Below are 12,319 nucleotides of genomic sequence, written 5' to 3' on the forward strand. Positions count from 1 at the left end.
GAAGTGTTATTGCCTTATCTGCCACGCCGTCATGGCGTCTCTCGTCTTATGCAGGTCTGGCAGTTAGCAGGTTTGCTGTGTGGTGTTTTCCTCCTGTTTGCGCTTCTCGCATCGTTTGTTAATATCCTGCGCTGAGCAACGAGCTGCGCAGTGAGCTGAATGCCCTGGCACCAAAGGCGTAATTGCCTCCACTTAATGGATTAATGCGAGATAATGCTTATGTCAGTCAATACTGAAAATTCTTCTTCCAGCCAGACAACCGTTCTGGATCGCCCTGAAGCGGGCACTGTATACGCTTCCCTGTTTGACAAAATTAACCTGACGCCTGTGTCGTCACTGGGTGACCTGAACGATTTTCAGGACACGTCTGCACTGGCCGATGTTACCGCCGATCAGCGTGTCACAGCCGCTGTACAGGTATTTTTGGAACGCCTCAAGCTGTCCGGCCAGAATGTTGAACGCCTGGACAAAACCCTGCTCGACCATCACATCGCCGAACTCGACAGCCAGATCAGTCGTCAGTTAGACGTGGTCATGCATCATCCGGAATTCCAGCTGATTGAATCCGGCTGGCGTGGGCTGAAATTCCTGGTGGACCGTACCGATTTCCGCCAAAACGTCAAAATTGAACTGCTGGACGTTTCCAAAGACGACCTGCGTCAGGATTTCGAAGATTGCCCTGAAATCATTCAGAGCGGCCTGTATCGCCATGCCTACATTCAGGAATATGACACTCCGGGCGGCGAGCCTATCGGTTCTGTGATTTCCAATTACGAGTTTGACGCGTCAGCTCAAGATGTCGCATTGCTGCGTAATATTTCTAAAGTCTCTGCGGCGGCGCATATGCCGTTCGTGGGCGCAGTCGGCCCTAAATTCTTCCTGAAAGATTCCATGGAAGAAGTCGCCGCAATTAAAGATATCGGCAACTATTTTGACCGGGCGGAATACATCAAGTGGAAATCCTTCCGTGATTCCGATGATTCCCGCTATATCGGTCTGACCATGCCGCGCGTGCTGGGTCGCCTGCCTTATGGTCCGGATACCGTACCGGTACGCAGTTTCAACTATGTTGAAGAAGTGAAAGGCCCGGACCATGAGAAATATCTCTGGACCAACGCGGCATTCGCGTTTGCCGCCAATATGGTGAAAAGCTTCATTAAAAACGGCTGGTGTGTACAAATCCGTGGTCCACAGGCAGGCGGTGCAGTGACTGATCTGCCGATCCACCTGTACGATCTGGGCACCGGCAATCAGGTGAAAATTCCGTCTGAAGTAATGATCCCGGAAACCCGCGAGTTTGAATTTGCTAATCTGGGCTTTATCCCGCTGTCCTACTATAAAAACCGCGATTATTCCTGCTTCTTCTCTGCCAATTCGGCACAAAAACCGGCGCTCTATGACACTGCGGATGCCACGGCAAACAGCCGCATCAATGCCCGTCTGCCGTATATCTTCCTGCTGTCCCGCATTGCGCACTATCTGAAACTGATTCAACGCGAAAATATCGGTACCACCAAAGACCGCCGTCTGCTGGAACTGGAGCTGAATACCTGGGTCCGCACGCTGGTGACTGAAATGACCGATCCGGGCGACGATCTGCAGGCTTCTCACCCGCTGCGTGATGCCAAAGTGACCGTAGAAGATATCGAGGACAACCCGGGCTTCTTCCGCGTGAAACTCTACGCCGTACCGCACTTCCAGGTGGAAGGTATGGACGTGAACCTGTCGTTGGTTTCTCAGATGCCAAAGGCTAAGGCATAAACGAAGAAACGATGAAAATTTATCGTCCGTTATGGAGTGACGGGGCCTTTCTGGCCCCGCAACAGTTCCAGCAACAAGCCCGCTGGGAAGCTTTTGTCGCCGATACTGTTGCGCATATGACGCTGGCCCATCCCTGGGGTGTTATTGAAGCGACTTTCGACACTGGCTCGTTGGCGCTGTCTCGCCTGAATGCCCTTCGTCTGGCGGTTCGCTTTCCCGACGGCACGCTGGTGGATACTGAACTGGCTGATAATCTCCCCCCTGCGTGTGATTTGTCAGCAATTGCTGATCGTGATCAGGTAGAGGTGGTGCTGGCGTTACCGCTGCTTTCTGCCAACGGCGGCAATCTTGATGATGGTCAGGACAGTGAGCGGCCGCGTCGCTGGCAGCAGGAATGGGTGACGGTGCAAGAATTATCAGGGCATGAACGGACAGAACTGGCGATCCAGCGTCATGCGATCACGCTGCGTTTTGCGTATCAGGAAAACAGTGCATATCTGACCTGCCCTGTCGTACGTCTTGTACGTAATGCGCAGGGTCAGTGGATGCAGGATGCGAATTTCATCCCGCCGATGCTTTCGTTATCTTCCAGTCCGACAGTGTTGACCGAACTGGGTGATTTGATCCATCGCCTGCAGGTCCGCCGTCGCCGTCTGATGGAAATGCGCCGTGAAAGCAATGAACGGATGGCTGACTTTGCAGTGGCTGATGTGTCCTTATTCTGGTTGCTGAATGCGTTTAACAGCGCGGAACCGGTTCTGATGGAGCTTTATCAGTCTCCGGACCGCCATCCCGAACTGTTCTATCGTGAACTGGTGCGGCTGGCGGGCAGTCTGCTAACGTTTTCTCTCGAGCATAAAGCTGAAGATATTCCTATGTATCAGCATGATGTGCCGGAGAAAGTTTTCCCTCCGCTATTCAGCCTGCTGGATGCCTTGCTCGAAGCCAGCTTGCCATCCCGTATGGTCGCGATTGAGCTGACACATGAAGCTCAGTTCTGGACAGGTTCCTTGCACGATGCCCGTCTGCGAGACGGTGCAGATTTCTACCTTTCCGTACGCTCCTCCATTCCTAACCACCTGTTGCAAACCCAGTTCCCCCTGCTTTGTAAAGCAGGCAGCTTTGAGGATGTTTCTGACGTAGTCAATGTGGCGCTGAACGGAGTGGTAATGAAGGCGCTGTCTCACGTCCCGGCGGCTATCCCGCTGCGTCTAGAGAACCAGTATTTTGCCCTGGATCTGAACAGCCCGGCTGCACGGACCATGCTGGACTCAGGCAACTGTGCCTTTTATACCCCCGGCTCGCTGGGCGAAATTAAACTCGAACTGTTTGCGGTGCTGCGCTCATGAGCAAAAAAAATACGTCTTTCATTGATGAAGTATTTTATCCCTGCTGGCTAATGGTCAGCCAGTTGCGTAACGGGCAGGAAATTAATGACGGAGAGGCCCTCTATCGTCGTGCCTGTGAATGGATTGACACTGCGCACGAGAAGCTGTCAGCTGCCGGTTTTAGCGAAACCAGCTGTGACCATATGCTGTATACCCAGTGTGCTTTACTTGATGAAAGTATTCTCAATCGTCAGAAAAAGGACAGCGGCCACACGAAGTGGATTAAAGACCCGTTGCAGGCACGTTATTTCAATACGTTCAATGCAGGGGAAGAGTTTTGGGAACGCATCCGTAAGGTACTCCAGGAACCAGCACCGGATATCGCGGTGCTAACCTGTTTTTACCGGGCGCTGATGCTCGGCTTCGCTGGCCGTTATCGGGACCAAGGAGATGAGCGCAGGGAAGACGTTGTGCGCAAACTGAATCAGTTAGTACCGCCTTTTGCCTCGGCACAAGAAACGCCGATCGTTTCGCGTTCACTACGCCTTCGTTCAGGGCGCAAAACCTACTGGTTCTCATGGGTCGCGGGCATCGTAATACTGATTGCACTCTGGTTTGTATTAAACACACAGCTGACGCACATGGTTTCTAAACTGACAGGGAACCACTGACGGATGCGCGGATTAACACAGTTAATATTGCTGCCTTTAGCTGCCTGTTTGTCCCTGTGGCTCATTCTGGGTTTTTGGCCGCTTGGCATCGTCAGCCGTATTGTACTAAGCATGCTTGTGTCGATCATCAGCCTCACCATGGGTTATTTTCAGTGGCGCGGGTACAACCGCGATGAAATTGCTCAAGTAAAAATCGCAGATGCCATTCTCCCGCCTGAAGGTTTTCAAGGCGCTGTGGTGCTGGTTTGTGGCGACAGTATGCCGCTGTTCTCCGTATCCATCCCCTTCCGTGAAACGCGTCAGGGGTGGTATCTGCCGGTCGCATTGCCGGAAGATCTGCCGTTACTGGCGAAACATCTGGCAGCGGAGCGTCCGGCGCTTATTGCTCAGGTTTCTGTGTTGCTTGCCATTTTGCCTGAACAACATCAGGAAAAGGATGATTTAACACAGAGGCTACATGTCTGGCACCGGGCTATTGTGCAATGTAAAAGCTGGCTGGCAGGAGTTCCTCCCGTTTGGATCAGCACATGGCTCTCGCCTCCCTCGGCATCCGCCACTGAAACTGAACGCTGGTTCACCATCACGCCTGACTTTAAAGATGTTCAGGTCCAGGAAGCCGGTGCCGGTGTTATATCACTTGTGGAATGGAGCCAGCGATCAGATGCACGAAACAGTCAGGAAAAGTTAAGCGCTGTCTTCTGGATGGAGAGCCTGTTGCCGTGGCTTGAAACTCACGTAGGCAACATCCTCACTCAGCGACAAGGCGATGTCCCTGCCCTGATCCCCTGCGTCTGGGGAGCTTGTTTTACCCTCGTCACCGGTAGCCCGGACAATCTGTGGCAGGGTCATATAGATGGCATTACCACACTCACACCTCACGTTCACGAGGTGAAGGAATGTCTGCCATTGCCGGAAGTGTTATTGCCTTATCTGCCACGCCGTCATGGCGTCTCTCGTCTTATGCAGGTCTGGCAGTTAGCAGGTTTGCTGTGTGGTGTTTTCCTCCTGTTTGCGCTTCTCGCATCGTTTGTTAATAACCAGCGTCTGGTACAAAGCGTGGGCGATCACCTTGCCCTGTATAACCGCCTCAGTGGCACTCCTCCATCACCTAAAACAGTTGCACAGCAGCAACTCCGTGCTGACGCCAGTTTGCTGGATGAATGGTTACGCAGCGGAGCGCCGATGCGCATGTCAGTGGGTTTATATCAGGGTATGCGGCTGATTGCGCCGCTTGAAGCCGCGATTAATAGCTGGTCACCACCTCCGCCACCACCGCAAGTACTTACGCAAATTGTGCAGGGACCGAAAACTATCCTGTTAGATTCCCTGTCGCTATTTGACGTGAGTAAATCTGAGCTCAAAACGGGTTCCACCAAAGTGTTGATCAACGCGCTGGTTGGAATCAAAGCTAAGCCGGGTTGGCTGATCGTGGTAGCGGGTCATACCGATATTACAGGGGATGAAAAATCCAACCAACTCCTCTCGTACCGGCGTGCAGAGTCAGTACGCAACTGGATGCGAGAGACCGGCGACATTCCGGAAAGTTGTTTTGCCGTACAGGGCTACGGCGCAACCCGCCCGATTGCAACAAACGACACCCCGGAAGGCCGTGCGGCTAATCGCCGTGTCGAAATCAGTCTGGTGCCACAGGCAGATGCCTGTCAGGCAACAGCAACCCCACATTCATCAAATGATTGATGAATGCTTAACCTTGAAAGGAGAACTACCCATGGCAATTCCTGTTTATCTGTGGCTGAAAGATGATGGCGGTGCGGACATTAAAGGTTCCGTAGACGTAAGAGATCGCGAAGGCAGCATCGAAGTCGTTGCACAGGATCACAACCTGTATATCCCGACCGATAACAATACCGGCAAACTGACAGGTACCCGTATTCACACCCCGTTCCTGTTTACCAAAGAAATCGATTCCTCCAGCCCCTACCTGTACAAAGCCGTGACCACCGGTCAGACCCTGAAATCTGCTGAGTTCAAATGGTATCGCATCAACGACGCAGGGCAGGAAGTTGAGTATTTCAACACCAAACTGGAAAACGTCAAGCTGGTGAAAGTCGCGCCAAAAATGCACGACATAAAAGATCCAGCTAAAGAGAAACACAACCACCTCGAAGCTATTGAGCTGCGTTACGAAAAAATCACCTGGACCTACAAAGACGGCAACATCATTCATTCCGATTCGTGGAACGAACGTACTACCGCGTAAGACCTTACAGCAGACGGTTCACCGTCTGCTGTTTTTGTTTGCTGAACCGCTGCCTGAGGATGAAGCAAACAAAAACAGAAACGGACATCGACCTTATGGGCCTGGGTTTCCTGCAACGGAAATGGCTAAGGGCGGTAGCGTACCCAAAAAAGGAACTCAGCATGGAACATCAGTCAGCCGTATTACTTCGCCGCTTAAACCCATATTGTGCCAAAGCGCTGGAGGGCGCCGCAACGCTCTGCCAGACCCGAGCCCACAGTGAAATCACTGTCGAGCACTGGCTGCTCAAATTGCTGGAACTGGGCGAAGGTGACATTACCGTACTGGCCCGCCGCTACGAGTGGGATATGGACGCCTTGTGGCAAAGCCTGTTGGCACATCTTGATGCGCTGCCACGCTCTGTACATTCCCGCCCGCAACTTTCTCCGGATCTGCAAATGCTGATGAAAGCGGGCTGGCTGGTTGCATCACTACAAGATGACAATGAGAACATCCGCAGTGTACATCTGCTGGAGGCACTGATGGCGCAGCCGCGCCTGCTGCGTTGTGAAGGATTATGGCCGCTGTTCAGCCTGAGCGAAGAACATATCCGTCGCCTGAAACCGGTGCTGGATACTTTGTCCGAAGAGCGCACGGCGCTACAGCAGCAGGAAAGCCTGAACCGTACGCCGTCATCGCTCTCCGATAATGCTGCTATTTCGCAACTTGATGCGGGTATGCGTGGTCAGTCATTAAGCGAAGCGCTGCAGGCCGCACTGGATAAATTTACGCTGGATGTCACCGCAAAAGCCAAAGCCGGTCAGATTGACCCGGTATTTGGTCGCGACAATGAAATTCGTCAGATGGTGGATATTCTGTCCCGCCGCCGTAAAAACAATCCGATTCTGGTCGGCGAACCGGGCGTAGGGAAAACCGCACTGGTTGAAGGCCTGGCCTTACGCATTGCGGAAGGCAATGTGCCGGAGAGCCTCAAAACCGTCTGTCTGCGTACGCTGGATTTGGGTCTGTTGCAGGCGGGAGCCGGTGTGAAAGGCGAGTTTGAGCAGCGCCTGAAAAACGTCATCAATGCCGTGCAACAGTCGCCGTCGCCGGTACTGCTGTTTATCGATGAAGCGCACACCATTATCGGAGCAGGTAATCAGGCCGGTGGTGCGGATGCCGCTAATCTGCTTAAACCTGCCCTCGCCCGCGGCGAACTGCGTACCATTGCCGCTACCACATGGTCTGAATATAAGCAGTATTTTGAGCGTGATGCGGCTCTGGAGCGCCGCTTCCAGATAGTCAAAGTCGATGAACCGGATGACGAGATGGCGTGCCTGATGCTGCGCGGTCTGAAATCCCGTTATGCCCAACATCATGGTGTCCATATTACTGACGACGCGGTGAAAGCCGCCGTCAGTCTATCCCGCCGCTACATTACCGGCCGCCAGTTACCCGACAAAGCCGTCGATCTGCTCGACACCGCCTCCGCCCGGGTGCGCATGAGCCTGGATACCCTGCCGGAAGACCTGACCCGCCTGAAGGCACAGATCACCGCGCTGGAAATGGAAGAGCAGGCATTGCTGGAAGACATCGTACTGGGCAGTAAAACCCACGGTGAACGTCTGGAACAGATTGAACAACAGACCGACAGCTTAGACGAACAACTTAATATACTGACTGCTCAGTACCACGCGGAAAAGGACCTCACACAGCAACTGCTGGAGACCCGTCAGGACATCAGCCGTCAGGAAGAAATTGCCAGCCTGCAAAAGCAACTCACTGATTTACAGTGCAACATCCCGCTGCTATCGCCGGATGTTGATGTGCGTACCGTTGCGACAGTGATTGCAGACTGGACCGGCGTACCGCTGACCAGCCTGCTGAAAGACGAACAAACCGATTTGCTGCAGCTGGAAAAAAATCTCAATAAGCGCGTCGTAGGCCAGGATCATGCGCTGGCCGGCATGGCACAGCGTCTGCGTGCCGCCAAAACCGGCCTGACGTCTGAGGACGGCCCGCTGGGCGTATTCCTGCTGGTCGGCCCGAGCGGCGTAGGTAAAACAGAAACAGCTCTCTCGCTTGCCGACTGCCTGTTCGGCGGCGAAAAATCGCTGATCACCATCAACCTCAGTGAATATCAGGAAGCACATACCGTTTCCCAGCTAAAAGGCTCACCTCCGGGCTACGTCGGTTACGGGCAGGGTGGCATTTTGACGGAAGCCGTACGCAAACGTCCTTACAGCGTCGTCCTGCTCGATGAAGTGGAAAAAGCGCACCGTGACGTCATCAATCTGTTCTATCAGGTGTTCGACCGCGGTTTTATGCGCGACGGCGAAGGACGCGAAATCGACTTCCGTAACACCGTGATCCTGATGACCGCCAACCTCGGCAGCGACCACCTGATGCAACTCCTGGATGAACAGCCGGAAGCGACCGACAGCGATTTGCAGGAATTGCTGCGCCCGATCCTGCGCGATCATTTCCAGCCCGCGCTGCTCGCCCGCTTCCAGACGCTGATTTATAAACCGCTGAACGCTGCGGCCATGCGCACTATCGTCGAGATGAAACTGGCGCAAGTCGCCAGACGTCTGAGCAAATATTACGGCCTGCGCTGTACCATCGAAGAAAGCCTGTACGACACGCTGGTCGGTGCCTGCCTGCTGCCTGATACCGGTGCGCGCAACATCGACAGCCTGCTTAATCAGCAGGTCCTGCCGGTGCTCAGCCAGCAATTACTGCAACGCATAGCCGGGCAACAGCGCATCACCGCGCTGGCACTGGGCTGGGATGAGGAAGACGGGATTACGCTGGAATTTGACGACCAGGAAACGCTTTCACTCCAATATGTATTATGATTTTCACTTTAAAGGAAACGTATATGTCAGGCGGAGAAGGACAGCTCAGGAGAATGACTCCGGGGGAAGTCAGATTAGCGCAAACGCTTTACGGCGAACAGATCAACTACTCAACAGTCTGGATCCATTGCGGCAGCTACCTTCCGTTCGGTTTACAGGCGAAGAATGTCGCCATGACGCCAAACGGAGAGGTTTATTTCCGGGAAGGCTATTATTACGCTGACTTTTCATCAGACAGAATAAGCATAGACAGCAGGCATGTTTTTTTACATGAACTCTGCCACGTCTGGCAGTATCAGCATGGCATGCTGGTTAAACTTCGCGGACTATTCAGTTGGGCTGCAAATTATCATTATGATTTGACTAAAAACCGTCTGTCTGACTATTCCATGGAACAACAAGCCTCTATTGTCTCAGATTATTATGTGTTGCGGGATATGGGATATAGCACCTGGCAAGGACTTTGGGGCAATAACTTTATTAATAAAGACAGTTATTATGCTGATGTCGATCTTATACGCATGTATGAGAGCATTCTGGGTTCATTTCCGTCACCGGAGGCACTATGAAGATAACAATATTAATGCTTGTTTTTCTGCTCACCGGATGCCTGGGTGACAGGATCCCTTGGGATATCGCTGAAGTAGAACAGTCTGACGGACAAGTGTGCGTATATTCCTCGGAGACAGATGAAAACGCGGTCTTCGAACGGATGAAAATACAAAAAACAGGGGAATCGAATGAGTTTATTGTCAATTTCACTGAAAAAATATATGCCAGAAATAGCTGCTTACCTTTAATGGGCTATGCATTTATCGCTAATAATGAATATAACGTGAGCTTTTCAGTCATTGACACCCAAAACGGAAGTAGAGAAGTGTTTGCGGCTACGTTTATAGCTAAATAGTTCCTGCCAATTTAATCATTCAAAGGACACATATTACCGGAGCATGATTTGCTGACTCAGGGTAATGCAGAAGGATGCAAAATGAATATTATCGATACATTAACCGATACAGCTAATTCGCTCTCCGGAAGCCTGAATCGTTACCGACTCGATGTTCAGAGCTGTGATGTGTATCTCGACGTGGAGTCTTTTACGGGACAGGAAGAAATAAGTTACGGGTATCGTTACAAAATCGATTTCACCTGCGCCAATAAAGATATTGATGCGAAAACGATGTTAAGGCGTAGCACAACGCTGACGATGCAAACCGCAGGGGTTTTGGTTCCAGGTATGTCGATGCCGCACGTGCAAAAAGTCGTACATGGCGTGGTGACTCATTTCACCCGTCTGACAGGCTCAGCGGATGAAGCCCATTATCAGATTACCGTTGAACCCTTCTTCGCACTTTTAGGTAATCAGAAGCGCTCACATCGATTCTTTCTCCAAAAATCCATCCCTGAGGTTGTTGAACAGATTCTGCGCGAACACAACTTCAAAGGATGGGAGTTTCAGTTCAATTTAAAACTGAGCTATCCGAAGCGTGAACAAATTAACCAATTTGATGAAAGTGATCGGGCGTTTATCGAGCGTTTATTGGCCGAAGTAGGGATTTTCTATACCTTCACGCTTCAGGAAGACACACAAACCGAGATAGTGGTATTTGGCGATAAACAAAGTTGCTACCAGTTTGGTAAGACATTGCCATTGGGTAATCCGGCTGGGATGAATGATAACGGCGTCGAAGCGGTATGGGGTCTGGCACTGCGCCATCAGGTTGTCGAGGCGTCGGTACTGGCTAAAGATTATAACCATCGGGAAGCCCAGCTTTCACTGGTTTCCGCACGGGCAGATATGAGCCGGGGTGACGGTGATGGCATCACTTATGGGGATGTCTACCAGTACCAGCCCCGCCATTTAGTTCGCGGTGACGCAATGACACCCGCACCGGAAAGCGGCAACTTTTGGGCACGTCTTGAGCATGAGCGTTTTTTAGCAGCACAAACCCAACTGAGTGGAAGTAGCACGGATGCGACGTTGGTCCTGCTACAAGTGCTCACTGTCCAGGAAAGCACTCTGCCACCTACCCTTCCGGAAGTCTGGCAATCGCCCGTCGTCATCACTGGTTTACGTTTTGCCGGAAGCAGGGCGACTTCATTATCGGTGAACTTTACCGCTGCCCCCTACAGCGAAACCCTGTGCTGGCGCCCTGCTCTTAAACCGCGTCCTAAAGTCAGCGGTACGATGATGGCACGCGTCACCAGCGCAAAAGCCAACGACATCTATGCCTGGCAGGATGCTGCGGGGTTATATCGCGTCAAATTCGATGCTGATCAGGATGAAAAGGCGCAGGGTCAGGAAAGCATGCCCGTCCGCCTCGCCAAACCTTATGGCGGCGATGTCTATGGTATCCACTTCCCGCTGATCCAGGGCACTGAAGTGGCGATCGCATTCCACGACGGTGACCCTGATCGCCCGTATATCGCGCACGCGCTTCATGATTCACGTCATACCGATCACGTCACCGAGAAAAACAACACCCGCAACGTCATCCGCACGCCTGCAAATAACAAACTGCGCATGGAAGATAAGCGCGGCGAAGAACACATCAAACTCAGCACCGAATATGGGGGTAAAACCCAGCTGAACCTTGGGCATAATGTGGATGCTAAACGCGGACAGCGCGGTGAAGGGTTTGAGCTGAGAACGGATAAATGGGGAGCGATACGCGGCGGGAAAGGGATTTTTATCACGGCAGATACGCAGCCGGGAGCCAGCGGTCAAATGCTGGAAATGGACGATGCAATAGCCCAGCTTGAACAAGCGCTCACTCTGGCCAGGAGCATGTCGAAAGCCGCACAAACAGCAAAGGCAACTCCAGGTGATACAGATTTCCAGCAGACACTGAATAAGTCCCTCAGCAAGATGAAAGCTCCGGGTATTGTCATAACAGCCCCGGACGGCATTGGCCTCGTAAGTCCAAAAGCCATACGCGTGGCATCCGGCAATGAAAGCGTTGCCGTGGTTTCGGGCAGAAACACGGATATAAGCAGCGGTAAATCCTTCACTGTTTCAGCCCGGGATTCCGTAAGCCTCTTTGCACAGAATACAGGAATGCAGTTTTTTGCCGGTAATGGCAAAGTCGATATTCAAGCACAGGCCGATGAACTCGCTGCCTCAGCTCAAAAAGATGTGGCTATCACCAGCAAGGAAGGAAAAGTGACGGTGAATGCCAGCCAGGAATTGATACTTAACTGCGCAGGGGCCTACATCAAGATTAGCGATGGTAATATCGAGCTGGGTGCGCCGGGTAATATTTTTTTGAAAGCCGCTAATGTACAGAAAATGGGCTCCTCAAGTCTCGACTCTCCTAAGTTTGAATTCCCAAAAGGTTATAGCGGAGGATTTACTCTTAAAGATCCTGAATCCGGGCAAATAAAGCCCTTCACAAAATATAAAATCACCACAGGTGAAGGTGAAATATTTGAAGGATTCTCAGACACAGCAGGAAAGACGGCTGATATAAATTCAATTACCCCAACCAGTATGCAGGTAGG

At 52.0% G+C, this 12,319-nt stretch carries 9 protein-coding genes; all 9 read left to right on the forward strand.

All coding sequences use genetic code 11. The features are described from left to right. Nucleotides 1-213 precede the first annotated feature (213 nt). Nucleotides 214-1,761: a type VI secretion system contractile sheath large subunit gene (gene tssC, locus J1785_RS09665; RefSeq protein ID WP_217219305.1), complete on the forward strand. Its 1,548-nt coding sequence runs from the start codon at nucleotides 214-216 to the stop codon at nucleotides 1,759-1,761. Nucleotides 1,762-1,772: 11 nt separating this feature from the next. Then, a complete protein-coding gene (gene tssK, locus J1785_RS09670) occupies nucleotides 1,773-3,110 on the forward strand; it encodes a type VI secretion system baseplate subunit TssK (RefSeq protein WP_217219306.1) in 1,338 nt (445 codons plus the stop codon). Beyond that, nucleotides 3,107-3,760 carry a type VI secretion system protein TssL, short form gene (gene tssL / locus J1785_RS09675; RefSeq protein WP_217219307.1) on the forward strand — a complete coding sequence of 218 codons (654 nt, stop codon included), beginning with the start codon at nucleotides 3,107-3,109 and terminating at the stop codon, nucleotides 3,758-3,760. Before tssK ends, tssL begins: the two co-directional genes overlap by 4 nt. Before the next feature lie 3 nt (nucleotides 3,761-3,763). Next, nucleotides 3,764-5,458, forward strand: a complete 1,695-nt coding sequence (locus tag J1785_RS09680) for an OmpA family protein (RefSeq protein ID WP_217219308.1) — start codon at nucleotides 3,764-3,766, stop codon at nucleotides 5,456-5,458. Between the two features lie 31 nt (nucleotides 5,459-5,489). Beyond that, entirely contained in the window at nucleotides 5,490-5,981 is a 492-nt protein-coding gene (gene hcp / locus J1785_RS09685; RefSeq protein WP_129953524.1) for a type VI secretion system effector Hcp, read from the forward strand. A gap of 161 nt (nucleotides 5,982-6,142) precedes the next feature. After that, nucleotides 6,143-8,818: a type VI secretion system ATPase TssH gene (tssH, locus tag J1785_RS09690; protein WP_217219309.1), complete on the forward strand. Its 2,676-nt coding sequence runs from the start codon at nucleotides 6,143-6,145 to the stop codon at nucleotides 8,816-8,818. Between the two features lie 23 nt (nucleotides 8,819-8,841). Next, entirely contained in the window at nucleotides 8,842-9,387 is a 546-nt protein-coding gene (locus tag J1785_RS09695; RefSeq protein ID WP_129991032.1) for a type IV secretion protein Rhs, read from the forward strand. Beyond that, complete coding sequence (locus J1785_RS09700) at nucleotides 9,384-9,725, forward strand: putative T6SS immunity periplasmic lipoprotein (RefSeq protein ID WP_217138922.1); 342 nt, start codon at nucleotides 9,384-9,386, stop codon at nucleotides 9,723-9,725. Before J1785_RS09695 ends, J1785_RS09700 begins: the two co-directional genes overlap by 4 nt. Nucleotides 9,726-9,806: 81 nt before the next feature. Beyond that, nucleotides 9,807-12,319 (forward strand): DUF2345 domain-containing protein (locus J1785_RS09705; RefSeq protein ID WP_217219310.1); only part of this gene is annotated, 2,513 nt, incomplete at its 3' end.

Origin of the sequence: Rahnella perminowiae (genome assembly GCF_019049755.1) — a bacterium.
In the GTDB taxonomy this organism is placed as follows: domain Bacteria; phylum Pseudomonadota; class Gammaproteobacteria; order Enterobacterales; family Enterobacteriaceae; genus Rahnella; species Rahnella perminowiae.

Coding starts and splice junctions, on each gene's coding strand:
- tssC (WP_217219305.1), top strand. CDS start 214: ATGCTTATGTCAGTCAATACTGAAAATTCTTCTTCCAGCCAGACAACC.
- tssK (WP_217219306.1), top strand. CDS start 1,773: ATGAAAATTTATCGTCCGTTATGGAGTGACGGGGCCTTTCTGGCCCCG.
- tssL (WP_217219307.1), top strand. CDS start 3,107: ATGAGCAAAAAAAATACGTCTTTCATTGATGAAGTATTTTATCCCTGC.
- J1785_RS09680 (WP_217219308.1), top strand. CDS start 3,764: ATGCGCGGATTAACACAGTTAATATTGCTGCCTTTAGCTGCCTGTTTG.
- hcp (WP_129953524.1), top strand. CDS start 5,490: ATGGCAATTCCTGTTTATCTGTGGCTGAAAGATGATGGCGGTGCGGAC.
- tssH (WP_217219309.1), top strand. CDS start 6,143: ATGGAACATCAGTCAGCCGTATTACTTCGCCGCTTAAACCCATATTGT.
- J1785_RS09695 (WP_129991032.1), top strand. CDS start 8,842: ATGTCAGGCGGAGAAGGACAGCTCAGGAGAATGACTCCGGGGGAAGTC.
- J1785_RS09700 (WP_217138922.1), top strand. CDS start 9,384: ATGAAGATAACAATATTAATGCTTGTTTTTCTGCTCACCGGATGCCTG.